Here is a 24,905-nt window from a genome sequence, read left to right as displayed (position 1 = left end):
CTGGGGACAATACATGGCTGACCATAGCGAAGTGGCGTACACCACCGCCGACGGCAACGACTACGTTGCCCACGAGCAGACCTATGAGGGCTTCATCAAGCTGGTGAAGTACGGCACGGCCTCGGTCGCGCTCATCGTGATCCTGATGGCGATCTTCCTGACCTGACCTATCGGCAGCTGCACACGCCAGCAGCAGCTGCCGCCTACAAAATTTGCATCCAAGCCGGTCCCAGAACCGGTATCGAACGCTGCGGGAGTAACGCTTAAGTTTGCGCGCGCGCTGTCCCGCGTCGCCGGAGGGCCTATGAAGATCGCCGTTGCCAAGGAAATCGATCCGTCGGAGCCGCGTGTTGCCGCTTCGCCTGATACGGTGAAGAAGTTCAAGGCGTTGGGCGCCGAGATCGCCGTCGAGCCGGGCGCCGGCCTCAAATCGGGCCTGCCGGATTCCGAATTCACCGCCGTGGGCGCCACCGTCAGCGCCGATGCGCTGAAGGACGCCGACATCATCATCAAGGTGAAGCGTCCCGAGGCCTCCGAACTCGCGCAGTACAAGCGCGGTGCGCTCGTCATCGCCATCATGGACCCCTACGGCAACGAGGCCGCGCTGAAGACGATCGCCGATTCCGGCGTCTCCGCCTTCGCGATGGAACTGATGCCGCGCATCACCCGTGCGCAGGTGATGGACGTGCTGTCGTCGCAGGCGAACCTTGCCGGCTACCGCGCCGTGATCGAGGGGGCCGAGGCCTTCGGCCGCGCCTTCCCGATGATGATGACCGCCGCCGGCACCGTGCCCGCCGCAAAGGTGTTCGTGATGGGCGTCGGCGTTGCCGGCCTCCAGGCGATCGCGACCGCGCGCCGTCTCGGCGCCATCGTCACCGCGACCGACGTGCGGCCCGCGACGAAAGAGCAGGTGGAATCGCTCGGTGCGAAGTTCCTCGCCGTCGAGGACGAGGAGTTCAAGAACGCGCAGACCGCCGGCGGCTACGCCAAGGAAATGTCCAAGGAGTACCAGGCCAAGCAGGCCGCGCTCACCGCCGAGCACATCAAGAAGCAGGATATCGTGATCACGACCGCGCTGATTCCGGGCCGGCCTGCGCCGAAGCTCGTCAGTGCTGAAGTGGTCAAGTCGATGAAGCCGGGCTCGGTGCTGGTCGATCTCGCGGTCGAGCGTGGCGGCAATGTCGAGGGCGCCAAGCCCGGCGAGGTCGTCGACCTCGATGGCATCAAGATCGTCGGCTACACCAACGTCGCCGGCCGCGTCGCGGCCTCGGCCTCCAGCCTCTACGCACGCAATCTGTTCTCCTTCATCGAGACCATGGTCGACAAGAAAGAGAAGAAGCTCGCCGTGAACTGGGACGACGAGCTCGTCAAGGCCACCGCCCTGACCAAGGACGGCGCCGTGATCCACCCGAACTTCCAGCCGAAGGTTTAAGGAGAGCCGCCATGGAGCATGCAGCACAGGTCGTCGACCCCTTCATCTTCCGGCTGTCGATCTTCGTCCTCGCCGTCTTCGTCGGCTATTTCGTGGTGTGGTCGGTGACGCCGGCGCTGCACACGCCGCTGATGAGCGTGACCAACGCGATCTCGTCGGTGATCGTGGTCGGCGCGCTGCTCGCGGGCGGCGTCGCCAATGTCTCGAGCGGCTCGGGCTGGGCACGCGCCTTCGGCTTCGTCGCGCTGATCTTCGCCTGCATCAACATCTTCGGCGGCTTCCTTGTCACCCAGCGCATGCTGGCGATGTACAAGAAGAAGTCGAAGTAAGCGGCCACCTCGGGCTGATGGGATCAATGGGGACCTGAGATGAGCGCCAACCTCTCTGCATTTTTGTATCTCGTGGCGGGAGTGCTGTTCATCCTGTCGCTACGCGGGCTGTCGAGCCCGGCTTCGTCGCGCCAGGGCAATCTGTTCGGCATGATCGGCATGGCGATCGCGGTCGCCACCACGCTCGCCAACCATCCGCCGGCAGACGGTCTCGCCTGGGTGCTCGTCATCGTCGGCATCGCGATCGGCGCCGCGATCGGTGCAGTGATCGCCCGCCGCGTGCCGATGACCTCGATGCCGGAACTGGTCGCCGCCTTCCACTCGCTGGTCGGCATGGCCGCGGTGCTGGTCGCCGCCGGTGCGTTCTATGCACCGGAAGCCTTCGACATCGGCACCCCCGGCAACATCCATCCGCAGAGCCTGGTCGAGATGTCGCTCGGCGTCGCCATCGGCGCGCTGACCTTCACCGGCTCGGTGATCGCGTTCCTGAAGCTGTCCGCGCGGATGAGCGGCGCGCCGGTCATCCTGCCGTTCCGCCACGTCATCAACATCGTCCTCGCGGTCCTGCTCGTCGTCTTCATCGTCGGGTTGGTGATGTCGGGCAGCGCGCTCGATTTCTGGCTGATCGTCATCATCGCGCTGGCGCTCGGCGTGCTCATGATCATCCCGATCGGCGGCGCCGACATGCCGGTCGTGATCTCGATGCTGAACTCCTATTCCGGCTGGGCCGCGGCCGGCATCGGCTTCACGCTGGGCAATTCCGCGCTGATCATCACCGGCGCGCTGGTCGGCTCGTCCGGTGCGATCCTGTCCTACATCATGTGCCACGCGATGAACCGGTCCTTCATCTCGGTCATCCTCGGCGGCTTCGGCGGCGAGACCGCCGCGGCCGGCGCTGGCGGCGGCGAGCAGAAGCCTGCCAAGCTCGGTTCGGCCGACGACGCCGCCTTCATCATGAAGAACGCGCAGAAGGTCATCATCGTGCCCGGCTACGGCATGGCGGTGGCGCAGGCCCAGCACGCTCTGCGCGAAATGGGCGACATCCTGAAGAAGGAAGGCGTCGAGGTGAAGTACGCCATTCATCCGGTCGCGGGCCGCATGCCCGGCCACATGAACGTGCTGCTCGCCGAGGCCAACGTCCCCTACGACGAGGTGTTCGAGCTCGAGGACATCAACTCCGAATTCGCGCAGGCCGACATCGCCTTCGTGATCGGCGCCAACGACGTCACCAACCCGGCGGCCGAAGAGGACAAGACCTCGCCGATCTACGGCATGCCCGTCCTCCAGGTCTGGAAGGCCGGCACCGTGATGTTCATCAAGCGCTCGCTCGCCTCGGGCTATGCCGGTATCGACAATCCGCTGTTCTATCGCGACAACACCATGATGCTGCTCGGCGACGCCAAGAAGGTCACCGAGAACATCGTCAAGGCGATGTAGGGCGGGAAGGCGAGCGGACCGTGGCCCTGAACAAGGAGTGGCACCGGTCCCATCGCATGCCACCGAAAGCGACGCGCGAGCAGCGTGTCGCATGGCACGCCGACCATGCGGCGGCGTGCGGCTGCCGCGAGGTTCCCTTGAGCCTCCGGACGGACGTCCTCAAACTGCTCAAGAGCCGCCGCAAGCCCTGAACTCCGGAATGGCGGGCCGCGATGACATTCCTGAAATGGACCGCCACCATCCTTGCGGCCGGCTACCTCGCCGGTCTCGTCCTGCTGTTTGCCAAGCAGCGCGCCATGCTGTTTCCGATACCGACGGCCGAGCGCACGGCGCCCGCTGCCGCGGGGCTTCCAGACGCCGAAGAGCATGTCCTGACGACGTCCGACGGCGAGAAGGTCATCGTCTGGCACGTGCCGCCAAAGCTTGGCCGTGCCGTCGTGCTGTTCTTCCACGGCAACGGCGATTCTCTGGCCGGCCTTGCCGGCCACTTCAAGGCCATCACGGCTGACGGCACCGGTCTCGTCGCGCTGTCCTATCGCGGCTACGCGGGCTCCAGCGGCGCGCCGGGCGAAGATGGCCTGCTGCGCGATGGCGCGGCGGCGTACGCCTTCGCGACGGCGCGCTATGACGCCCGGAGGCTCGTCGCCTGGGGCTTCTCGCTCGGGACCGGCGTTGCGATCGCCGTCGCCTCCGAACATCCGGTCGGGAAGCTGATCCTCGAGGCGCCCTATACGTCGATCGCCGACGTCGCCGCCGCGCATTTCTGGTTCGCTCCGGTTCGCCTCCTGATCCGCGACCCCTTCCACTCGGATGAGCGCATCGCACGCGTCACGGTGTCGCTCCTGATCATGCATGGCGCGCAGGACCAGACCATCCCGATCGCATTCGGCGAGAAATTGTTTGCGCTGGCTCGCGAGCCGAAGCAGTTCGTCCGCATTCCCGGCGGCGGGCACGACGATCTCGGCAGCTTTGGCGCCATCGAGATCGCACGAAACTTCATCAATAGGTCCTGAGGGCTGACGGATGCGATCTTCTCGCGCATAATCGGTCTCCCATTTGAAGGAATCGCCCGCATGAGCGCACACGGACCGATGCCGCGGTCGTCCTGGATCTTCCCCGCTCTGGCGGTGCTGCTGTTCCTGATCGTGACCGCGACCGGCTACAGCTTTACGCTGACGGCGGGCGGAGCCCTGTTCGCGATCGTGCTGCTGGTGATCCTGTTCGGCACCGTGTTCGCGGCCGTTCATCATTCCGAGGTGATTGCCGAGCGCATCGGCGAGCCCTACGGCACGCTGCTGCTGACGCTGGCGGTGACCATCATCGAGGTCGCGCTGATCACCACGATCATGCTGGGCGACAAGCCGGCCCCGGAGCTCGCCCGCGATACCGTGTTCGCGGTCGTGATGATCGTCTGCAACGGCCTCGTCGGCCTCTGCGTCTTCATAGGCGGCATGCGCTATCGCGAGCAGGGCTTTCAGGTCTCGGGCGCCAACGTCTATCTCAGCGTGCTGATTGCGATGGCAACCATCACCCTGATCATGCCCAACTACACGCTGACGACGCCGGGCCCGGTCTATTCGACGCTCCAGCTTGGCTTCGTCGATCTCGCAACGATCGTGCTCTACGGCGTGTTCCTCTACACCCAGACCGTCCTGCACAAGGACTACTTCGTCCACGAGAGGGCGGACGGCGAGGGCGGAGAGGCGCATTTGTCGGGCAGGATGCTGGTGCTCAGCATCGTGCTGCTGCTGATCTCGCTGCTGGCGGTTGTCCTTCTCGCCAAGAAGTTCTCGCTGGTGGTGGACGCGGTTGCGGTTCAGATCGGCGCCCCGCCGGCGTTCGCGGGCCTCCTCGTCGCCCTCCTGATCCTGATGCCGGAGGGCGTCTCGGCCATTGCTGCGGCGCGCAAGAACGACCTCCAGAAGAGCATCAACCTAGCGCTCGGGTCCTCGCTCGCGACCATCGGCCTGACCATTCCGGCGGTCGGGCTCGCCACCTACGTGCTCGATCAGCCGCTCGTGCTGGGCCTCAATCCCCAGAACACGGCCCTGCTGTTCCTGACATTCTTGTTGAGCATGCTGACTTTCGGCACCGGCAGGACCAATGTCCTGTTCGGGCTGGTCCATATGGTGGTATTTGCCGTCTACGTGTTCATGGTCTTCGTGCCGTAGAAGGAAATTCCCGATGCTTGCCGCCAAATCCGAGGTTCAGGTCGACAACGAGCAGGTCCGGGTGACCGAGTGGCGGCTCGCCCCGGGCAGCGCGACGGGGCATCACACCCACGGCATGGACTATGTGATTGTTCCCGTCGTCGCCGGCGAGATGACCATCGTGGCGCCCGGCGGCGAGCGTTCCAAGGCGCAGCTCGCGGCCGGGAAATCCTACTTTCGCAAGGCCGGGGTCCAACACGACGTACTTAACGAAACCTCAACCGAGATCGTGTTCCTTGAGATCGAGCTGAAGCCGTAAGGCGGCCGTTACCCTTTGCCATCGATCCGTCGCAGTTGATCCCTTACAATGCCCCAAAGTTCCCGCATCTGATCGCGCGGGGAGTGGCCGAGAAATGCTGAAATACCTCGCTAAAATCTCGATGGATATTTTCCCCTCGGTGCTCGCGACGATCATCGGGGCGTACATCGTTAACCACTACATCAACGCCAAGCCGGCGGCCGATGCCCCTGCGGCTGTGGTAGCGCCTGCCGATGCCGGCAAGAGCGGCAAGCCCTCCGATGTGGCCAACCTCCCGGCTCCTGGCGTCAAGGCCAAAGGCGTCTCCGAGAAGAGCGTGACCGACAAGGCGGCGGCCGAGAAGCCCGCCGACAAATCCGGCGAACACCCGGCCGAGACCAAGGCCGCGGACGTTGCTCCCGCCGAGACCGGCCCGCGCGGCCGCAACCCGGCGCGTGAGAAGGCGGCCGCCAAGTCCGCTCCGGCTGTCGCGGCTCCCACCACCACCCCGGTGGTCGAGGCCAATTCGGCACCGGCGTCCCCGGCCGCGACCCCCGACGCCAACGACCTCGCGCGCGCCGCCATCGAGCGCCTGCGCAAGTCGCCCGAGGGCAAGGCCGCCGAGGCCAGATCTTCCGAAACCAAGTCTTCGGAAACTAAGCCTTCCGAAATCCGGCCGGCCGAAACCAAGTCGGCCGAGAGATCGCCGGAGCCTGCAGTTCGGGAAGCCTCCCGCACCCCGGAAGCCCCGCGTGTCATTCCTGCGGAGTCGTCCGCGCTCCGTCCGCTGCCGCCGCCGATCACGGTGTCGACGCCTTCGTCAGAAGCCTATGGCAATGGCGGCGCGTCGCTGGTCAATCCGCCCTACACCGCCTCGATCGGTAACGACGATCCGAACCGGATGACGCCGCCAGCCGACATTCCGGTGCCGGTAATCGCGCCGCCACTCGACCTGCGTGCCGATGTCGGCGCGACCATGCCGCGGCCGAAGAAGACCAATGTCGCCGACGAGATGCTGTCGGGCATGAAGTCGATGTTCCACTCCGTCCTGCCGAAGAGCGCCACCCCCGATTAAGGCGGTGGCTGAGAGCGTTTTCGAGCGGAGTGGAGACCGGCCCGCGTGAAGAAAACCCGTCAAAACGAGAATTTCTAGCCGCGCTGTCAGCCGCCGACGCGGGCGAGGCCGCTACGGGCAGTATCGTCGCGTGGACGTAGGGCGACCGCCTTGTTGTAGGATGTGGCCGCCTTGGCCTTGTCACCCAGCCGCTCATAGGCCTGTCCGCGCGCGGTCCACACCTGCGCGTTGTGCGGGTCGGCCTCGGAGGCCTCATCGAGATCGGCCGCCGCTTCCTTGACCTTGCCGATGGCGATGTAGCTGATGGCGCGGCCGAGCAACGGCTCGACTTTTTGCGGATTGAGCCCGTTGGCGGCGCTGAAATCGGCGATGGCGAAATTATGCTCGTTGTTGCCCTGATAGATCAGGGCGCGACCATAAAGTGCCTGCGCGTTGTAGGGATCGAGCGCGACGGCCCGGTTGAACTCGTCCAGCGCGCCAGCTGTCTCCCCCGCCTTTGCCAGGGTCTGGCCCTTTGCGGTGTGAGACTGGGCCTCGCTGACATTGCCGGCGCTGACCGCGCTGTCGGCGGCCGTCGCAGCCGCCTTGGGCGCCTCCTGCGGCTTCTCCTTCTCGGGCATCATGGAGCCCAGGTCGAAGGAGCAGCCGCACAGCACGATCCCCATCAAGCCGAGCGCGAACGGCTGTCGCCAGATCTGGCGTAGCCGCGCCAGGCGGCGTTCGGGGAAAGGGGAGGCCATCTACGGTTCGCTCGCGCTGGTGCCGCATCGGTAGTGCCCCCGTCCCAGAGAAGGCACCGCTCACAAAACAATAACGCGGGCCAGGGGCCCGCGTTATCGAAAACTGAAGTCTTGGAAAACTGAAGTCCTGCAAGTCAGGCAGAATCAGCGCGGTCCACGCGGACCTGCACCCGGGCCGCTGCGGCCGCCACGATCACCGCCGGGACCGGCGCCGAACACCGGCTTCGGCTTCATCGGCAGCAGGCCTTCACGCTGCAGCTTCTTGCGGGCCAGCTTGCGCGCGCGGCGCACGGCCTCGGCCTTTTCACGGGCCTTCTTCTCGGAGGGCTTCTCATAGTGACCGCGGAGCTTCATCTCGCGGAAAATTCCCTCGCGCTGCATCTTCTTCTTCAGCGCCTTGAGGGCTTGATCGACATTGTTATCGCGAACGAGAACCTGCACGCGGCATCCTCTTCAGTGGATCGGATTTGAATTCTGGTAAGTCAAAGGGGATGGCGAAAACGCACAAGCCCTTAACCTTGAGGGCGCGGATGTATCAGACAAAACCCGCGATGTCCACCTGCCAAGCAGGTTTTCGGGCCAAGTTCAGCCATTAAATAAGGCGAAAATACCTCCGTGCGGCCCCGATTTGGGTGGTTTAGCGCCGAGGACGGGGCAGTTCCCGGAGCTTTGTTCCGGAAATTCCTGGAATTAGGGGAGACGCTACATGGATATGAAGAAATATGCTGCCGAGGCGATCGGCACCTTCTGGCTCACATTCGCAGGCTGCGGCAGCGCGGTGATCGCCGCCGGCTTTCCGCAGGTCGGGATCGGCCTGGTCGGCGTGTCCCTGGCGTTCGGCTTAAGCGTCGTCACCATGGCCTACGCGATCGGACACATCTCAGGCTGCCATCTCAACCCGGCCGTCACCGTCGGGCTTGCCGCCGGCGGACGCTTCCCGGTGGGACAGATCCTGCCTTACGTGATCGCGCAGGTCTGCGGCGCAATCGTCGCCGCCCAGCTGCTTTACATCATCGCCAGCGGTGCGCCCGGATTCGACGTCAGCAAGGGTTTTGCGTCGAATGGCTACGACGCGCATTCGCCCGGCCAGTACAGCTTGATCGCCTGCTTCGTCACCGAGGTGGTAATGACCATGATGTTCCTGTTCGTCATCATGGGCGCCACCCATGGCCGCGCGCCCGCGGGCTTCGCTCCCCTCGCGATCGGGCTCGCGCTGGTGATGATCCATCTCGTCAGCATCCCCGTCACCAACACGTCGGTGAATCCGGCGCGCAGCACGGGGCCCGCGCTGTTCGTCGGCGGCTGGGCGCTGGCGCAGCTCTGGCTGTTCTGGGTCGCACCGCTGATCGGCGGCGCGCTGGGCGGGGTGCTCTATCGCTGGCTCAGCGAGGAGCCCACAGGCGTCGTCGCGGGCGTGAAGACGGCCTGATCGAAAGGCGGGATCGCGGCATGCGCTGTGGTCCCGCTACTTGCCCTTCGTCGGCCTGACTTCGGTGACGTGGCCCATCTTGCGGCCGGGGCGCGGTGCGCCCTTGCCGTAGATGTGCACGGTCGCGCCCGGTACGCTCAGCCACTTCTCGTAATCGTTGATCTCGTCGCCGATCAGATTGGTCATGGTGACGATTTCGCCGTGGCGTACGGCCTTGCCGAGCGGCCAGCCGGCAATGGCGCGGATGTGCTGCTCGAACTGCGAGACCGAGGCGCCGTCGAGCGTCCAGTGTCCGGAATTGTGCACGCGCGGGGCGATCTCGTTGACCAGCACCTTCGGCCCGGTGCCGTTGGCGAGCACGAACATCTCGACCGCGAGCACGCCGACATAATCGAGCGCGCCGGCGATCTTGCCGGCGATGCTGCGCGCCTCTTCCGCGAGCGCATCCGGAATCTGTGCGGGGGCGCGGGAGATCTTCAGAATGTGGTCGCGGTGCTCGTTCTCGGTGACGTCGAAGCACTCGACCTGGCCGGTCGCCGAGCGCGCTGCAATCACGGAGATCTCGCGCTCATACGGGATGAAGGCTTCCAGGATCGCCGATTTGGTGGCGAGGCTGGTCCACACCTTGGCGATGTCGTCGCCCTCGCGGATGATGGCCTGGCCCTTGCCGTCATAGCCGAAGCGGCGGGTCTTCAGCACGGCCGGAAGGCCGATCCGGGCGATCGCCTCGCGCAGCGAGGAGACCGAGGTGACGTCGGCATAGGCTGCGGTGCCGATGCCGAGCTTCGTCACGAAATCCTTCTCGGCGAGCCGGTCCTGGGTAGTCTCGAGGATCTTGCGGTTGGGCAGCACCGGGCGGCGCGCGTCCAGCACCATCGCGGCGGCAGACGGCACGTTCTCGAATTCGTAGGTGATGACGTCGACGTCGTTGGCGAACAGCTCGAGCGCTTCGACGTCGGCATATTCGGCGCAGGTCGCGTTCAGCACGACGTCGAAGGCGGGCGAGTCCGGATCGGGCGAGAATACCTGGCAGCGCAGGCCGAGTCGCGCCGCAGCCATGGCGAGCATCCGCCCCAATTGTCCGCCGCCGAGGATTCCGATGGTGTCGCCGGGCTTCAGCTTCACCTGCTTTGCGTCAGTCACGCCTTGTCCTCCGGGCGCTCCGCAACCGCCTCGGTCTGTGCCTTGCGCCAGGCAGCTAGACGGTCGGCCAGAGCCGGGTCGGACAATGCGAGCACTGAAGCTGCAAGCAGCGCCGCGTTGATCGCGCCGGCCTTGCCGATGGCGAGGGTGCCGACCGGGATTCCCGCGGGCATCTGCACGATCGAATAGAGCGAATCGATGCCCTTGAGCGTCCTGGATTCGACGGGAACGCCGAACACGGGCAGTTCCGTCAGCGCCGCCGCCATGCCGGGCAGATGCGCAGCGCCGCCTGCGCCGGCGATGATGACCTTGTAGCCTGCCGCCTTGGCGCCCTTGGCGAATGCAAACAACCGGTCGGGGGTGCGGTGTGCCGAAACGATGCGGGTCTCGGCGGCAACGCCGAGCGCTGCGAGCGTGTCGGCGGCATGCCGCATCGTCTCCCAGTCCGACTGGCTTCCCATGATGATGGCGATCGGCGCGGTCATGACGTCAATTGTGCTCGGAAAACAGAAAGATAGGCCAGATTAATGGTTCCGGCCGGTGGCTCGCAAGGCGGTGGCAAGGAGAAGGGAATGCACTATCCTGTCTTGGTGAATCCCCGCAAGCCTTCATTGAGCAGGATGCCCATGAAGAAACCAAAAAGGGCAAGCGCTGCGAAGGCCAAAAAGGGCCGGAAGACCAGCGCCAGCCGCTCCAAAGCCGCCCCCAGGCGGCTGGCGAAGCGCTCGGCCAAGCCGGCGCGGCGCGGAGCGCCGGCTGCCGACGACACCAGGGCGACCATCCGCGGCTTGCGGAGCAAGCTCAAGGAGGCGGAGCGGCGGGTCGCGGAACTGGAGGCTGCGGCCGACACCGATTTCCTGCTCGAGATTCCGAACCGGCGCGGCTTCGAGCGCGAGCTCGCGCGCGCCATCGCCTACATGAAGCGCTACCGCGCCAGCGGCGCGCTGATCGTCCTCGACGTCGATCGCCTGAAGCCGATCAACGATTCCTTCGGCCATGCCGCCGGAGACGAGGTGCTGAAGGCGATTGCGGCCACCCTGACGCGGCAGGTCCGCGCCTCGGACGTGGTCGGCCGGCTTGGCGGCGACGAGTTCGCGCTGCTGCTCTGGAATCTCAGCGAGACCGACGCCAAGGCGAAGGCCGCGACCTTCGAGCAGGCGATCGACGAATTGTCGTTTGCCTTTCGCGGTCAGCGCGTGGCCGCGGGCGCCTCCGCAGGTGTCGCGCTGCTGGGGGCGCAGTCCGACGCAGGTCGCGCGCTGGAGGAGGCTGATGCCGCCATGTATGTACGCAAGGCGCACCGGCGGCACGAGCCGCGGATCAGGCTGGTCGGCAACTAGGGCACGATCTTCGCGACAAGCGCGGACCGCGTTGCGCGGAGATCATGCTCGAGCAACAACCATTACAGCGTGGCCAGATCTTCCGGCACGTTGCCGAATTTGCGCAGCAGCGTGGCGTCGCCGAATTCGCCGGTCATGGGATCGCCGCTGCGGCTGAACGCAACCGCGCCGATATGGCCGGCACCGTGCGCCATGATCTCGGCGCGCCGCAACGCGGCCGCCGAGCTCTGGCATTCCTCCGCGGCGCCCGCGACAGGCGATCCGTCGGCATCGATCAGGAAGGGCATTGCAACGTAGTAGGTTATATCCGACATGGCGTTGCTCCGATGTTGAACTCAGGCGGCGCTGCTGTTGCTCCGCACTTTGGTGCGTGCGGTCTCGGGAATGCAGCCGGCTGAAATCGCCGCCTGTAATTCTTCCAGCTCTGCTTCCAGATATTCGTTGGCCATGATCAGCGCCTTGATGGTGCTGCGCAGATTGCCGTCGCACATCGCGATCGCCTGGTCGCAGGCCTGTTCATAATGGCTGTTGTCGAGAAGGGCGGTTGCCGACATCTGCGTTGTCCTCGGGGGTTTCCTGGGCGTTTCCTGGGGCGGTGGGATGTCCAAATGTTCCTATTTTGTTCTTTTCGAATCAAGCGGATTCGGATGCGGCGAGCTGCCACGAAAAGGGCCTCGCGGATCAGGCGATGATGTCCGGCGTGATCTGGTCTTCGATGAACGCGATACGGTCGCGCAACAACAGCTTGCGCTTCTTCAACCGTTGTAACCGCAACAGGTCTGGGGCAGGCGATTGATGCAGCGCATCGATCGCGGCATCGAGATCTCGGTGTTCTTGCTGCAACCGGGTGAGCTCGGCTTCGAGCTCACGCTCGTCTTCATTGGTCATGTTCGCGGTGGCCGAAACCCGATGGGCGTGAGATTCAAGGCTGTGGATGCCCTGTGGAAATTATCGTCCTTGCGCGCCGTGATCGCAAGCGATCTCGGGCCGCCGCTCACCGAACTCTCGCAAGATATTTCGACGATTCGCAGCAGTGTTGCGCAAGCACGTTGATATCATGGATTTTTCCAGCGTGGTTCCTTACTCACGGTTCGTTACATATGAATTTTCAAAAATGACGCCGCGACGACGGATACATATCGACAGAACGAATCGGTGATGTACACTTGCTCGTCCGGATCGAATCCAAGGTTTCCCCCTACCGAGGAGGTTTCGAATGACAATTCAGGCACATCTGGTTGAATTGGAACGGAAGCACAAAACGCTCGAAAACGAATTGCACGAAGCTCTAGTGCACCTTTCAACAGACGACCTGCAAATTGTTGAGTTGAAGCGACGGAAGTTGATGGTCAAGGACCAGATCGAGCGCTTGAAGCACACCGGCGACACGCTCCACTAGTAACCCCCGTAACAGCGTAAAATTGGACCTACCCTTCACGCAGGGGTGAGAGCTGTTGCTCATCCCTGCCAGAAGGTGCGCGCCGTGCAAAGCTATTTGCGCGGCGTTCTTTACGCGAGCCGGTATCCACTTCGCGCGAAAACGCTCTAGATGTTGGCGAGCTCGGCGACGTGATCGGCGATCGCGAGCGATGACGTCAGTCCCGGCGATTCGATACCGAACAGGTTGATCAGGCCTTCGACGCCGTGATCGCGCGGGCCCTGCATCAGAAAATCCTGCGTGGCCACCGCCGGCGGCACGATCTTCGGGCGAATGCCTGAATAGCTCGGCATCAGCGCGCCGTCGGGCAGCGTCGGCCAGTATTTCCGGATCGCCGGATAGAAGCGCTCGGCGCGTGATGGATCGACCTCGTAATTGATCGTCTCGATCCACTCGACGTCGGGGCCGAAGCGTGCCTGCCCAGCCATGTCCAGCGTCAGATGCACGCCGAGCCCGCCTGGCTCGGGCACCGGATAGATCAGGTGCGAGAACGGTGCCCTGGCGTTGCAGCTGAAATAGTTCCCCTTGGCGAGATAGGCCGGCGGAATCCGGTCGATCGGCATGCCGTCGATGTGGCGTGCGACCGTTGTCGCCGAGAGCCCGGCGGCGTTGACGAGCAGGCCGCATTGCAGCGTCATCGGCGCTTCGCCGCCGGCCTCGATCTCGATCACATCGCCGGCTGCCTTGGCACGGATCAGCGGGGTGTGAAACGCAAAGGCGGCGCCGGCCGCCTCGGCCTCGCCGCGCAGCGAGAGCATGTAGGCGTGGCTGTCGATGATGCCGGTCGATGGCGAGAGCAGCGCGGCATCGCAGGCGAGCGCCGGCTCCAGCGCGCGCGCGGCCTCGCCCGTGAGCAGCTGCATGTCGAGCACGCCGTTGGCCTCGGCATGCGCCTTGATCGATTGCAGCTTCTCGGTCTCCTTGGCGCTGGTCGCGACGATCAGCTTGCCGCAGTTCTTGTGCGGGATGCCGCGCTCGCCGCAGTAGCGGTACAGCGCGTGTTTGCCGCTGACGCACATGCGCGCCATCCAGCTGCCGGCTCGGTAATAGATCCCGGCATGGATCACCTCGCTGTTGCGCGAGGAGGTGATGGTGCCGATGGCCTCGGCTTCCTCGAGCACGATCACCTCGCGCCCGGCCTGGGCAAGCTTTCGAGCCACCGCGAGCCCGACCACGCCGGCTCCAATGACGACGCAGTCGACCCTATCCATGGTTGTTCAGTGTGTCCGTTGAAAGCATCGGTGGCATCAGGCCCGAGAACCACGGCGCGGGGCCATTTTCCATTAAGGAAGCATTTATCATGTCAGGGCAATTGCCGTATTTGGCGTCACATTTTTCTGTTGCGCGTACAGGCGTTTACCCGATCCAAACCCGTGAAGCCAGACAATCCGACGTTGAAAGCGCGGGTGGCTGATGGCTGAGAAGAACTGGCACGTGGGCAGCACGCTACCGATTGCTGTGCAGGCCGTCGTGTGCCTGGCCAGCGCGGTCGCGCCTGCGCGCGCCTTTGCGCTCTCGGACAGCTTCGCGCCGCCGAGCTATCTCGGCAAGCTCGATCCCAACATGGTCTGGGAAGCGCTGATCGGCGGCATCGTCGTCTGTGCGTTCCTGGCCGCCATCGCGCTGTGGATCCATTCCTCGCTGCGCCGCACCAAGCGCTTGCAGCTGCGGCGCAACGCCTTCGTCTCCTCCGCCATGAACAATCTCAACCAGGGCGTGGTGATGACGGATGCGCAACGACGCATCATGTTCTGCAACGACCGCTATCTCGAGATCTACGGCCTGACGCGCTCGGATCTGTGGACCGGCATGACCGGCTACGACATCCTCGAGCTGCGTCGGCAGCGCGGGGTCCTCGCCGTCTCCGACGACGATTTCTACGAGAAGGCGGCGAGCCCCAACGGCCTGATCACCGAACTGCCCGATGGCCGCGCCATCCTGGTGAAATATTTCGTGTTGCCGAACGGCGGCTCGGTCGCGACGCATCTGGACGTCAGCGATCAGCGCAAGCTGTCACGGCAGCTCGCCTCCACCAAGCAATTCCTGGAAACCGTGCTGGACCACGTGCCGGCCTGCGTCGCCGCGAAGAACATCGAGGACGGTCGTTACATCTTCGCCAACAGCGCCTATGAACGGTTCTGGGGGTTCTCGCGCGACCACGCCGTCGGCAAGAATGCGCGTGAGCTGTTCGCGCCCATCTCGGCGGCCAGCATCGAGGCGGCCGACAAGGCGGCACTGAATTCGCCGGACGGCCAGTTCCGCAATGAATTCGAGGTCGACCGCGCCGGTGAGCGGCGCATGGTTGCCTCGATCCGGATCGTGGTCCGCGACGAGAGCAACAAGCCCGAATTCCTGATGCTCGTGTTCGAGGATATCACCGACCGCCGCTCGCTGTCGCAGGAGCTGGAGAGCACGAAGAAGTTCCTCGAGCTCGTGGTCGACAACATTCCGGTGGCGCTGATCGTGGAGCAGGTCAAGGACGGCCGCTACCTGCTCGCCAATCGCAGCGCGGAGACGATCCTCAACCGCCGGCGCGAAGAGGCCACGGGCCTGACCGCCTCCGACATCTTCAATCCCAAGGAAGCCAAGCTGATCATCGCGCGCGACGAGGCCGCGATCAAGAAGCGCGGGATGATCACCGAGGAGCACCCGATCTCCACCAAGGACGGCCTGCGGCTGTTCCTGACCCGGCGGGCGACCGTGCTCAGCGATGCCGGCGAGCCGCAATATCTGATCAAGACCCACGAAGACGTCACCGATCGCCGGCAGACCGAGTCGCGCATGGCGCACATGGCCTATCACGACGGCCTCACCGATCTGCCGAACCGCGCCGCCTTCCTTCAGGCGCTGACCCAGATGATCGAGGCCTGCGAAGGCACCAGCGAGGAGTTCGCCGTGCTCTGCGTCGACCTCGACGGCCTCAAGGAGGTCAACGATGTCTTCGGTCATGCGCTCGGCGACAAGCTCTTGATCGAGGTGGCCCAGCGGCTCCAGGATTCCGCGCGCGGCGGCGTGGTAGCGCGCCTGTCCGGCGACGAGTTCGGCCTGATCATCGACGGCAAGCAGCCGGAGGCGGGCCTTGCGCTGGCACAGCAGATCGGCGAGGCCGTTGCCCAGGAATTCCAGATCGACGGCCGGGCGGTTCGCGCCGGCGCCACCACCGGCATGTCGATCTTCCCGCATAATGGTGCCGACGGCGCGGCGCTGCTCGCCAATGCCGGCGCAGCGCTGTTCCGCGCCAAGCAGAAGTCGCGCGGCACGATCAGCCTCTACCAGCCCGAGATGGACCAGCAGATCCGCGACCGCCGCGTGCTGCATCAGGACCTGTCGATGGCGATCAAGAACGGCGAGCTCGCGCTCGCTTTCCAGCCGCAGGGCGTCGCGGGCCACAGCGTCGCCGAAAGCGAGATCATCGGTTTCGAGGCCTTGGCGCGCTGGCAGCATCCGGTGCGCGGCCAGGTCTCCCCGGCCGAATTCATCCCGATCGCCGAAGAGAGCGGCCTGATCGTCGAGATGGGCGAGTGGATCCTGCGCGAGGCCTGCCGCGAGGCGGCGTCCTGGCCGAAGCCGCTCCAGGTCGCGGTCAACCTGTCGCCGGCGCAGTTCATGCACGGCGACGTGGTCGGGCTGGTCCATTCGATCCTGATCGAGACGGGCCTCGCACCCGGCCGGCTCGAGCTGGAAATCACCGAGGGCGTGCTGATCGAGGACTTTGATCGGGGTCTCGCCCTGCTGCGCCGGCTGAAGGCGCTCGGCGTGCGCATCTCCATGGACGATTTCGGCAGCGGCTATTCCTCGCTGAGCTATCTCCAGGCGTTCCCGTTCGACAAGATCAAGATCGACCGCGCCTTCATCATCAATCTCGGCCGCAATCCGCAATCGGCGGCCATCGTGCGCGCCGTGATCGATCTCGGCCACGGCCTCGAAATGTCGATCATCGCCGAGGGCGTCGAGACCCTCGATCAGCTCGCCTTCCTTGCCAAGGAGGGTTGCGACGGCGTGCAGGGCTACCTGCTCGGCAAGCCGCTGCCGATCGGCAAATATGCCGGCCTTGTCGGCCGCGCCGAGACCATGGAGCTTGCGCTCAAGACCGGCTAGAGCGTCTTCGAGCCAAGTGGATACCGGTTCGCGCAAAGAAAACGCGTCAAAATAAGAATCCAAAGCCCCGTTCCGATTTCATCGGAGCGGAAATGGCTCTAGTGATGGCGGGCGCTAGCTCCCATTCGACGGCTTCATGGCGGATTACGACCTTGCGATCATCGGCGGCGGCCTGAACGGTGTCAGCCTCGCCCGCGATGCGGCCGGCCGCGGCCTGCGGGTCATTTTGCTGGAGCAGGGCGATCTCGGCGGGGCGGCGTCATCCGCGACGCCGCGGCTGATCCATGGCGATCTGTCGGTGCTGGAACGTCGCGGTTTTTGGCGGGTGCGCCGGGCCTTGGCCGAGCGCCGGACCTGGCTTGCGATCGCGCCGCATCTGGTCCGGCCGATGCGCTTCGTGATCCCGGCCCATTCCGAGGAGCGTCCACCCTGGCTGCTGCGCGCCGGCTTGTACCTCTATGACAGCCTCACCGGTCGGAGCGGCCTGCCTGCCGCGACGACCCTCGACATCACGCATCATCCGGTCGGCAACGCGCTGAAGCGTCCGTTCGGCACGGCTTTCGAATATTCGGACTGCGTCGTCGATGATTCCCGTCTGGTGGTGCTGACGGCGCTGGACGCCGCCGAACGCGGCGCTGCGATCCGGACCGGGGCGCGCTGTGTCCGCGCCGATCGAACCGACACATGGCGCCTCGCGGTGGTCGATCGTGGCCATCGCCGCGTGATCACGGCCCGGGCGCTGGCCAATGCCACCGGCGGCTGGACGTCGATCGTCGCAGAGACCGTGCTGCGCCAGCCGCAGCCCACCATGGCGGCCATGCAGATGAGCCAGATCATCGTGCCGCGGCTGTTCGAGTCCGATAACGTCTACGTCTTCCAGAACAGCGATGGGCGGTTGATCTTCGCGAGCCCCCTCGAGCGCGATTTCACGCTGATCGGCACGGTCACTCGTGATTTCACCGGTGATCCCGCGATCGTGGCGATGCCTGGGGCCGACGTCAGCTATCTCTGCGAAGCCGCCAGCCGCTATTTCCGCGAGCCCGTCGCGCCCACCGACGTGGTGCGCGCGGTCTCCGGCGTCAACCTGACGCTGGCGTCCGTGCGGCGGCGCGACGGGACGACGCTGTTCCACGCGCGCCGGCGCAAGGCGCCGCTGATCACGGTGTTCGGCGGCGACGTCACCACCTCGCGCCTGCGCGCCGAGCGGGCGGTGACGAAGCTGACGCCGTTCTATCCGATGTCGCCGCCCTGGACGGCCGGCGCAGCGCTGCCCGGCGGAGACTTTGCCTGGGATCGTTTCGACACCGAGATCGACCTCGCCCGCGACCGCTGGCGCTTTCTGTCGGAGCCCGAGGCCCAGCGTCTGGTTGCGGCCTACGGCTCACGCTTGCCGGCGGTGCTCGGCGAGGCGAAGACCCGCGCCGAACTCGGCCCCGCCTTCGGCCCCGAACTGACCGGCGCCGAAGTGCGCTATCTGATGACCCGCGAATGGGCGCGTTTTCCAGAGGATATTCTGTGGCGGCGCTCGAAGCTGGGTCTGACGATGCCCGCGGCGGACCGTGACGCGCTGGCCGCGTTCATGGCGAATGTAAGCTAGTGGCGTAGCCCGGATGGAGCGAAGCGCAATCCGGGAAAGTCTCACCACCGATGGACCGTCCCGGATTACGCTTGCGCTCCATCCGGGCTACGGGACTGCGGTGGAAGTTACCCCCCCCCGAACTGGTTGAGCTAGGAACGATCGGCCGCTAGCGTGCGGCGGAATCGGGGTTGGCAGGGACCATGACGGACGAATTGCCCAGAACAGACGCCGCGGCCAATGCGGCCGGCGGAGATGCGCTTCCTGCGGCGGGGCAGCCGCTGCTGCGCATCGAGAGCGTCGCCAAGACGTTCGGGACGTTCCGGGCCGTCGACGGCGTGTCGCTCGACATCAAGGCCGGCGAGTTCTTTGCGCTGCTCGGGCCCAGCGGCTGCGGCAAGACCACGCTGCTGCGCATGCTCGCCGGGTTCGAGGCGCCAGACGAGGGGCGCATCCTGCTCGGCGGCCGGGACATCGCGCAGGCGCTGCCGCACGAGCGGCCGATCAACATGATGTTCCAGAACTACGCGCTGTTTCCGCATCTCTCCGTGCGCGACAACATCGCGTTCGGCCTGAAGCGGGCCGGCATGGCGCGCGCCGACATCGCCACGCGCGTGGCGGAAATGGTTGCGCTGGTGAAGCTCGAGGGGCTGGAGAAGCGAAAGCCCGACCAGCTCTCCGGCGGTCAGCGTCAGCGCGTGGCGCTGGCGCGTGCATTGGCGCGGCGGCCGCAGCTTCTGCTGCTCGACGAGCCGCTCGCCGCGCTCGACAAGAGGCTGCGCGAGAGCACGCAGGGCGAGCTGATGGAGCTGCAGCGCCGGCTCGGCATGACCTTCATCATCGTCACCCACGACCAGGAGGAAGCCATGACCATGGCGAGCCGGATCGGGGTGATGAAGGCCGGCAAGCTCGCCCAGGTCGCGAGCCCCCGCGAACTCTACGAAGCGCCGCGCTCGCGCTGGATCGCGGAGTTCGTCGGCGACATCAATCTGTTCGACGGCGAGTCCAAATTGCGCGACGGCCATCGTCTGATCATCGGCACGCGTGATGCGGGTGCGCTGGTGGTGGCCGAGCCGCGCGAAGGCGTCGGCGCGGGAAAATTGGCGGTCGCGATCCGCCCCGAGAAGGTCAAGCTGTCGCGCCGCGGCCCGGTCAGCGAGGCCGGTCGTGAGACGGCGATCAACACCCTGGACGGCGTGGTCGCCGACATCTGCTATCTCGGCGGCACCACCACCTACAAGGTGAAGCTCGATGCCGGCGGAATCGTGCAGGCGTCGGTCCCCAACAGCGCGCGCCTCGACGTCGACGCCTACAGCCTGAACCAGCATGTCGTCGCCTGGTTCACGCCTGACGACTGCGTGGTGCTGCAATCATGAGCTCGCGCCGCATCTTCGCAAGACCCGCGCGCTTTGCCGCGATCGCGCCCTATGTCTGGATGCTGCTGTTCTTCCTGGTGCCGTTCGGCTTCGTGCTCAAGATCAGCCTGTCGCAGACGGCGATCGCGCAGCCGCCCTACGAGCCGGTGTTCGACCTGATGGCGGGATGGGAGGCGCTCAAGGCAGCGTTCGCCGCGCTGTCGATCGACAATTTCAAGCTGCTCGCCTCAGACGACATCTACGTGTTCGCCTATGTGCGCAGCCTCACCGTCGCCGTCACCGCGACTGCGCTGTTGCTCGTGATCGGCTATCCAATCGCCTATGGCATGGCGCGGTTGCCGAAGCGCTGGCAGGCGGTGGCGATGGTGCTGGTGATCGTGCCGTTCTGGACCTCGTTCCTGATCCGCATCTACGCCTGGATCAACATCCTCCAGCATGACGGTCTGTTGAACCAGATCCTGCTCGCGCTGCATCTGGTCAGCCAGCCCGTGGTGTGGCTCTCGACCGACACTGCGATGTATATCGGCATCGTCTATTCCTATCTGCCGTTCATGATCCTGCCGCTCTACGCCACGCTCGCGAAAATGGACACGGTGCTGGAGGAGGCGGCCTCCGATCTCGGCGCGCCGCCCTGGCAGGTGTTCTGGCTCGTGACCTTTCCGCTGTCGCTGCCCGGCGTCGGGGCGGGCGTGCTGCTGTGCTTCATCCCCATCGTGGGCGAGTTCGTGATCCCGGACCTTCTGGCCGGCTCCAATTCGCTGATGATCGGCCAGACCCTGTGGCTCGAATTCTTCACCAACAAGGACTGGCCGGTGGCCTCCGCGGCGGCGATCGTGCTGCTGGTGGTGCTGCTGGTGCCGCTGCTGCTGTACGAGCGGCTGCAGAAGCGGCAGCTCGAACAGGGGCGCTGAAGCGATGCGCAAGGTCTCCCGCCTGTCCCGCTTCAACATCGCCTCGCTCGCATTGGGCCTGGCATTCCTCTATCTGCCGATCCTCATCCTCGTCATCTACTCCTTCAATGCCTCGCGGCTGGTCACGGTGTGGGGCGGTTGGTCGCTACGCTGGTACCACGAGTTCTTCAACGACCGCGCCATGATCGAGGCGGCCTGGATGAGCCTGCGGGTCGCGGTCTCCTCCGCGACAATCGCCACGCTGCTCGGCACGCTCGCAGCCGTTACGCTGTCGCGCGGCGAGCGCTTTCGCGGCCGCACGCTGTTCTCGGGCATGCTCTACGCGCCGCTGGTGATGCCGGAGGTGATCACCGGATTGTCGCTGCTGCTGCTGTTCGTCGCGCTCAACGCCGAGCGCGGCTTCTGGACGGTGACGATCGCCCACACCACGCTGACGATGTGCTTCGTCGCGGTGGTCGTGCAGTCCCGCCTCGGCTCGCTCGACCGTTCGTTGGAGGAGGCGGCGATGGACCTCGGCTGCAACCCGGTTCGCGCGTTCGTCGCCGTGACGCTGCCGCTGATCGCGCCCGCGATCGTGGCGGGCTGGATGCTGGCCTTCACGCTGTCGCTCGACGATCTCGTGATCGCGAGCTTCACCACCGGCCCGGGCTCGGCGACGCTGCCGATCCGGATCTACTCGGAGGTGCGGCTTGGCGTGAAGCCCGAGATCAACGCGATCTGCACACTGGTGATCGCCCTGATCGCGGTGGTCATCGTCATCGCCTCGCTTGCCTCGAAACTCTCGAGCTCGCAGGGCGAGAGCGCGGCGCCGCTGTAGGCTCGGCTGTCATTGCGAGCGTAGCGAAGCAATCCAGACTGCCGCCGCGGAGAGATTCTGGATTGCTTCGCTACGCTCGCAATGACGAGTCCCTAGGACTTCACCGCGCCTGCCGTAAGCCCGCCTACCATGTAGCGGCGGAAGGCGTAATAGACCGCGGCCGGCGGCAGCGCGTAAATGAAGCCGGTCGTCATCAACAGCTCCCAGGGCGAATCGTCGGCAGCGAGGAAGTTGCCGAGCGCGACGGGGAGGGTGATCTCGCGGTCGTTGGACAGCAGCAGGAACGCGTAGAGATATTCGTTCCAGGCAAGCAGCACCGCATAGGTGCCGATCGCGACCAGCGAGGGCATCATCAGCGGCAGGTAGACCAGGCGGAAGATCTGGAGCGTCGTCGCGCCGTCCATCACCGCGGCTTCGTCCAGCTCGACCGGCAGCTTGTCGGAGGCCTGCTTGAGCACCCAGATCGCGTAGGGGCTGGCGATCGTCACCATGGCTAGGATCAGCGACCAGTGATTGTTGAGCAGGCCGTAATTGCCCATGGTGCGGTACATCGGCACGGCGAGGAACGCGGCCGGAATGAAATAGGTGAAGAGTGCGAGGTTCAACACGCCGCGTCCGCCCGGCACCTTCAGCCGCGAGATCGAGAACGCAGCCGCGGTCGCAATGAACAGCGTCAGCACGCCGACGGAGACTGCGATCACCGTCGAGTTCCAGAACTGGATGTAGAAGTCGCGCAGGAAGTAGTGCTGCTGCTTGAACACGATCTCGAAATTGTGGAGCGTCGGATGATCCGGCCACAGCTTGCCCGAGAACGCGTCCTCCTTCGGGGAGATCGCGAACAGGAACATGTGGTAGATCGGAATCATCGTCCACAGGAAGACGGGAATTCCGATCAGCAGCAGCCGCGCTTCGGTCGCGACGTCGCGCCAGGAAAATTCGCTTACGCCGGGAAGCTTCATCGCGACAACCGTTTCATCATAAAGTACACGAGCGGCAGGACGAACGGCATCGCGCAGACGATAGAGGCCATCGCGAGCGAGAGCTGGTCGAGCCGGAGATAGCGGATACCGAGCGTCGCCAGCACGTGCGTGAGGTCAGCCGGGCCACCGCCGGTGAGCAGATAGACGCTGTTGAAATCGCCGAGCGTCCAGATCATCGAGAGCAGCGTGCAGGTGACGTAGAGCGTCTGCATCGACGGCCAGGTGATGTAGCGGAATTTCTGCCACCAGCTCGCGCCGTCGACCTCGGCGGCCTCGAACAGATCGTGCGCGATCGCAAGGCGTCCGGTGATCAGGATCAGCGTCCAGAACGGCAGTGACTTCCAGATGTGCACGCCGATCGCCATGCTCAGCGCCACCGTCGGGTCGTTCAGCCAGTTCGGGCCGTCATCGCCGGTGAAGGAGAAGATGAGGTGGTTGATCACGCCCCATTCGGGATTGAGCATGAAGCGCACCGACAGGATGGTCGGGATCGACGGCACCGCCCAGGGCAGGATGAAGATCACCGAGAGCCATTTGATCCAGGTGCGTTGCTGCGCGAAGAAGCCGGACAGGAACAGCGCGATCAGCATCTTGATGTTGATGCCGATGACCAGGAAGATCAGCGTGTTGATCGCGGCGCGCGCGAAGATCGGATCGTGATACAGCGCGACATAATTCGACGGCGCCCGCGCCAGCCACAGCCCGTAGCAGACGGGATAGACGACGAAGGCGAGGAAAACGAGCAGATAGGGCGCGAGCAGCACGATGCCCCAGACCTGCGCCGGGGTCAGCCGCGACGACAGGGGCGGAGCGGGCATCGACTGATCGCCAGAGAGCGTAATCGCCATTCTTCAGGACTCTTTGAAAGGACTTCCGGCCGCACTGAGGCGGCCGGTATTAGCGTTTCGCCTCTCCCCGCGCCAGCGGGGAGAGGAAGAAAGAAAACTTAGCCTGCAACCTGCTTGATGCGGGCGATCAGCTCGTCGACGGCCTTGTCGACCGGGACCTTTTCGCTGACGACCCGGTTCATCGCCTTGGCCCAGACGTTCTCGTTGTTGAGGATCGTGAACTTCCAGTTCTTGGTGAAGTCGAACGCGGCGGTGCCGCCGGTGAACTGGGCATAGACCGCCTTGCGATGCTTGTCGGCCTGCCAGAACGGGCTGGCCTGGCTTTCCTTCGTCACCGGGAACCAGCGGCCGAGCGCGCCCTCGATATAGGGACGAACATTCTCTTCCTGGAGCAGGAAGCTGATGAACTGCTTGGCCTCGGCCTTGTTCTTGGCCGCGGTGAACACCAGCCCGGTCTTGACGTCGGAGCGGTAGCGGATGGTCGAACCGTCGGGCGCCTTCGGGAAGGACGCCGTGACGATGTCCTGCTCATAGGCCTTCTTGCCGGCGTCGCGCTGCTCCTGCGTGAGAGCCTGGTTCTGCGAGTCCTCGAACCACTTCGCCGCGATCGAGATCGTGAAGTTGTGGGTCATCACGATGGTCTTGTTGTGGAAGGCGACGTTGTTGTCGGGGTCCTTCCAGGTTGTGGAGGAGGGCGGCGTGCAGCCCTTGATATAGGTGTCGGTATAATCCTTCAGCGCGCCGATCAGATTCTCGCGCACCTTGGGATCGTCAACCAGGAGCTTGCCGTCGTCGTCGACCAGCTTGACGTGGTAGGCGTCCATGAAGGTGTAGAACGACTGGAAGGCGTCGGTGGATTCCACGCCCATCGGCTGGCCGACGCCGTAGATGCGCTGGCCGGTGGCTTTACGGATCCCCGGCTGCACCTTGTCGCACCAGAACGTCCAGTAGCCCGCCCAGTCGGTCGGGATGTCGGCGAGCTTGAAGCCGGCTTTTTCCAGCATGTCGTTCCAGATCTCGACATGCATGCTCTGCTGCTTCAGCGGGAAGCCGTAATAGGCCTTCTTCTTGGTGACGTCGTTATAGAGGATCGACGCGTCCAGCGTGTTCTGCACGAACCGATCCTTGATCGGCTCCATGACATCCGAGAGGTCCTCGAGCTTGCCCTCATAGGCCCACTTGCCCTGCGCCTGCACGTCGTAGGAATCGGAATAGGCGACATCGGGCACGGTGCCGGCATCGAGCGCGGCCACCGTCTTCGGAATCATGTCCTGGATCGCGTACTGCGACAATTCGACCTTGATGCCGGTCTTGGCTTCGAACTTCTTGATCGTATCGATCAGCGCGTCGTCTTCGGACCGATAGAAGCCCTTGCCCCACCAGACCGTGATCGTCTTCTGCTGCGCAAAGGCGGGTGCAGTGGCCGCAAAAAGCCCAACCGCAGCGACCGCCAATGAAACTGCGCCAATAACCTTGGATCTCACGTTT

General features: G+C 64.8%; 27 protein-coding genes. 16 read left to right on the top strand and 11 right to left on the bottom strand.

Annotation, left to right across the window (positions count from 1 at the left end):
* Nucleotides 1-13 precede the first annotated feature (13 nt).
* The 8 genes from AB7008_RS41970 (at nucleotide 14) to AB7008_RS41935 (ending at nucleotide 6,721) form a co-directional block, all read left to right on the top strand.
* On the top strand, nucleotides 14-166 hold the full coding sequence (locus tag AB7008_RS41970) for an aa3-type cytochrome c oxidase subunit IV (protein WP_008136857.1): 153 nt from the start codon (nucleotides 14-16) through the stop codon (nucleotides 164-166).
* Nucleotides 167-304: 138 nt separating this feature from the next.
* A complete protein-coding gene (locus AB7008_RS41965) occupies nucleotides 305-1,432 on the top strand; it encodes a Re/Si-specific NAD(P)(+) transhydrogenase subunit alpha (protein WP_304491362.1) in 1,128 nt (375 codons plus the stop codon).
* Between the two features lie 11 nt (nucleotides 1,433-1,443).
* Nucleotides 1,444-1,761, top strand: a complete 318-nt coding sequence (locus AB7008_RS41960; RefSeq protein ID WP_014492434.1) for a proton-translocating transhydrogenase family protein — start codon at nucleotides 1,444-1,446, stop codon at nucleotides 1,759-1,761.
* Between the two features lie 39 nt (nucleotides 1,762-1,800).
* Nucleotides 1,801-3,198, top strand: coding sequence for an NAD(P)(+) transhydrogenase (Re/Si-specific) subunit beta (locus AB7008_RS41955; RefSeq protein WP_028161049.1), 1,398 nt, complete (start codon nucleotides 1,801-1,803; stop codon nucleotides 3,196-3,198).
* A 212-nt stretch (nucleotides 3,199-3,410) separates the two neighbouring features.
* Complete coding sequence (locus AB7008_RS41950; protein ID WP_441260746.1) at nucleotides 3,411-4,211, top strand: alpha/beta hydrolase; 801 nt, start codon at nucleotides 3,411-3,413, stop codon at nucleotides 4,209-4,211.
* A gap of 60 nt (nucleotides 4,212-4,271) precedes the next feature.
* Nucleotides 4,272-5,369: a calcium:proton antiporter gene (locus tag AB7008_RS41945; RefSeq protein WP_304491360.1), complete on the top strand. Its 1,098-nt coding sequence runs from the start codon at nucleotides 4,272-4,274 to the stop codon at nucleotides 5,367-5,369.
* 13 nt (nucleotides 5,370-5,382) lie between these two features.
* On the top strand, nucleotides 5,383-5,667 hold the full coding sequence (locus tag AB7008_RS41940) for a cupin domain-containing protein (protein ID WP_014492439.1): 285 nt from the start codon (nucleotides 5,383-5,385) through the stop codon (nucleotides 5,665-5,667).
* 94 nt (nucleotides 5,668-5,761) lie between these two features.
* Entirely contained in the window at nucleotides 5,762-6,721 is a 960-nt protein-coding gene (locus AB7008_RS41935; RefSeq protein WP_304491359.1) for a hypothetical protein, read from the top strand.
* A gap of 86 nt (nucleotides 6,722-6,807) precedes the next feature.
* Here the strand turns inward: AB7008_RS41935 and AB7008_RS41930 are convergent, their stop codons facing one another.
* Complete coding sequence (locus tag AB7008_RS41930) at nucleotides 6,808-7,461, bottom strand: tetratricopeptide repeat protein (RefSeq protein ID WP_304491358.1); 654 nt, start codon at nucleotides 7,459-7,461, stop codon at nucleotides 6,808-6,810.
* A gap of 144 nt (nucleotides 7,462-7,605) precedes the next feature.
* Nucleotides 7,606-7,902 carry a 30S ribosomal protein S21 gene (rpsU, locus tag AB7008_RS41925; protein WP_014492442.1) on the bottom strand — a complete coding sequence of 99 codons (297 nt, stop codon included), beginning with the start codon at nucleotides 7,900-7,902 and terminating at the stop codon, nucleotides 7,606-7,608.
* A gap of 265 nt (nucleotides 7,903-8,167) precedes the next feature.
* Here rpsU and aqpZ point away from each other — a divergent pair, with 265 nt between their 5' ends.
* The gene (gene aqpZ, locus AB7008_RS41920) at nucleotides 8,168-8,890 is read left to right on the top strand and encodes an aquaporin Z (protein ID WP_304491357.1); all 723 of its coding nucleotides are present in this window, start codon (nucleotides 8,168-8,170) and stop codon (nucleotides 8,888-8,890) included.
* 36 nt (nucleotides 8,891-8,926) lie between these two features.
* On the opposite strand, the gene AB7008_RS41915 is transcribed toward aqpZ, so the two are convergent.
* Nucleotides 8,927-10,033, bottom strand: a complete 1,107-nt coding sequence (locus tag AB7008_RS41915) for a 5-(carboxyamino)imidazole ribonucleotide synthase (protein ID WP_248879877.1) — start codon at nucleotides 10,031-10,033, stop codon at nucleotides 8,927-8,929.
* The gene (gene purE / locus AB7008_RS41910; protein ID WP_028151673.1) at nucleotides 10,030-10,518 is read right to left on the bottom strand and encodes a 5-(carboxyamino)imidazole ribonucleotide mutase; all 489 of its coding nucleotides are present in this window, start codon (nucleotides 10,516-10,518) and stop codon (nucleotides 10,030-10,032) included. The genes AB7008_RS41915 and purE overlap by 4 nt, the downstream gene beginning before the upstream one ends.
* A gap of 141 nt (nucleotides 10,519-10,659) precedes the next feature.
* Here purE and AB7008_RS41905 point away from each other — a divergent pair, with 141 nt between their 5' ends.
* Nucleotides 10,660-11,373 carry a GGDEF domain-containing protein gene (locus AB7008_RS41905; protein WP_080751882.1) on the top strand — a complete coding sequence of 238 codons (714 nt, stop codon included), beginning with the start codon at nucleotides 10,660-10,662 and terminating at the stop codon, nucleotides 11,371-11,373.
* Nucleotides 11,374-11,435: 62 nt separating this feature from the next.
* Here AB7008_RS41905 and AB7008_RS41900 read toward each other — a convergent pair whose 3' ends face one another.
* The 3 genes from AB7008_RS41900 to AB7008_RS41890 form a co-directional block, all read right to left on the bottom strand.
* On the bottom strand, nucleotides 11,436-11,687 hold the full coding sequence (locus tag AB7008_RS41900) for a hypothetical protein (RefSeq protein ID WP_041953776.1): 252 nt from the start codon (nucleotides 11,685-11,687) through the stop codon (nucleotides 11,436-11,438).
* A gap of 21 nt (nucleotides 11,688-11,708) precedes the next feature.
* Nucleotides 11,709-11,927 carry a hypothetical protein gene (locus AB7008_RS41895; protein ID WP_248879876.1) on the bottom strand — a complete coding sequence of 73 codons (219 nt, stop codon included), beginning with the start codon at nucleotides 11,925-11,927 and terminating at the stop codon, nucleotides 11,709-11,711.
* Nucleotides 11,928-12,054: 127 nt separating this feature from the next.
* A complete protein-coding gene (locus tag AB7008_RS41890; RefSeq protein ID WP_008546179.1) occupies nucleotides 12,055-12,261 on the bottom strand; it encodes a YdcH family protein in 207 nt (68 codons plus the stop codon).
* A 328-nt stretch (nucleotides 12,262-12,589) separates the two neighbouring features.
* Between AB7008_RS41890 and AB7008_RS41885 the strand changes: the two genes are divergently transcribed.
* Nucleotides 12,590-12,772 (top strand): YdcH family protein, encoded by a 183-nt coding sequence (locus tag AB7008_RS41885; RefSeq protein WP_008131172.1) that lies wholly within the window; start codon nucleotides 12,590-12,592, stop codon nucleotides 12,770-12,772.
* A gap of 146 nt (nucleotides 12,773-12,918) precedes the next feature.
* Here AB7008_RS41885 and AB7008_RS41880 read toward each other — a convergent pair whose 3' ends face one another.
* Nucleotides 12,919-14,022, bottom strand: a complete 1,104-nt coding sequence (locus AB7008_RS41880) for an NAD(P)/FAD-dependent oxidoreductase (RefSeq protein ID WP_212454154.1) — start codon at nucleotides 14,020-14,022, stop codon at nucleotides 12,919-12,921.
* Between the two features lie 202 nt (nucleotides 14,023-14,224).
* On the opposite strand from AB7008_RS41880, the gene AB7008_RS41875 reads away from it, so the two are divergent.
* From AB7008_RS41875 to AB7008_RS41855, 5 genes are all read left to right on the top strand, one after another.
* Entirely contained in the window at nucleotides 14,225-16,909 is a 2,685-nt protein-coding gene (locus tag AB7008_RS41875) for a sensor domain-containing protein (protein ID WP_041953765.1), read from the top strand.
* A gap of 136 nt (nucleotides 16,910-17,045) precedes the next feature.
* The gene (locus tag AB7008_RS41870) at nucleotides 17,046-18,506 is read left to right on the top strand and encodes a glycerol-3-phosphate dehydrogenase (RefSeq protein ID WP_441260745.1); all 1,461 of its coding nucleotides are present in this window, start codon (nucleotides 17,046-17,048) and stop codon (nucleotides 18,504-18,506) included.
* Between the two features lie 182 nt (nucleotides 18,507-18,688).
* Nucleotides 18,689-19,861 (top strand): ABC transporter ATP-binding protein, encoded by a 1,173-nt coding sequence (locus AB7008_RS41865; protein WP_441260744.1) that lies wholly within the window; start codon nucleotides 18,689-18,691, stop codon nucleotides 19,859-19,861.
* Complete coding sequence (locus AB7008_RS41860) at nucleotides 19,858-20,772, top strand: ABC transporter permease (RefSeq protein WP_441260743.1); 915 nt, start codon at nucleotides 19,858-19,860, stop codon at nucleotides 20,770-20,772. The genes AB7008_RS41865 and AB7008_RS41860 overlap by 4 nt, the downstream gene beginning before the upstream one ends.
* A 4-nt stretch (nucleotides 20,773-20,776) precedes the next feature.
* Nucleotides 20,777-21,589, top strand: coding sequence for an ABC transporter permease (locus AB7008_RS41855; protein WP_028161035.1), 813 nt, complete (start codon nucleotides 20,777-20,779; stop codon nucleotides 21,587-21,589).
* A 92-nt stretch (nucleotides 21,590-21,681) separates the two neighbouring features.
* On the opposite strand, the gene AB7008_RS41850 is transcribed toward AB7008_RS41855, so the two are convergent.
* The 3 genes from AB7008_RS41850 to AB7008_RS41840 all read right to left on the bottom strand — a co-directional run bounded on the left by AB7008_RS41850 (nucleotide 21,682) and on the right by AB7008_RS41840 (nucleotide 24,901).
* Entirely contained in the window at nucleotides 21,682-22,548 is an 867-nt protein-coding gene (locus AB7008_RS41850; protein WP_014492457.1) for a carbohydrate ABC transporter permease, read from the bottom strand.
* Nucleotides 22,545-23,417: a carbohydrate ABC transporter permease gene (locus AB7008_RS41845; protein WP_028161033.1), complete on the bottom strand. Its 873-nt coding sequence runs from the start codon at nucleotides 23,415-23,417 to the stop codon at nucleotides 22,545-22,547. Before AB7008_RS41845 ends, AB7008_RS41850 begins: the two co-directional genes overlap by 4 nt.
* A gap of 98 nt (nucleotides 23,418-23,515) precedes the next feature.
* Nucleotides 23,516-24,901: an ABC transporter substrate-binding protein gene (locus AB7008_RS41840; protein ID WP_441260742.1), complete on the bottom strand. Its 1,386-nt coding sequence runs from the start codon at nucleotides 24,899-24,901 to the stop codon at nucleotides 23,516-23,518.
* Nucleotides 24,902-24,905 lie beyond the last annotated feature (4 nt).

This window comes from Bradyrhizobium sp. 521_C7_N1_3, from assembly GCF_052075975.1.
GTDB lineage: Bacteria > Pseudomonadota > Alphaproteobacteria > Rhizobiales > Xanthobacteraceae > Bradyrhizobium > Bradyrhizobium japonicum.
Note: the sequence above shows the minus strand (reverse complement) of the source record. Positions and strands in the feature narration are given on the sequence as shown.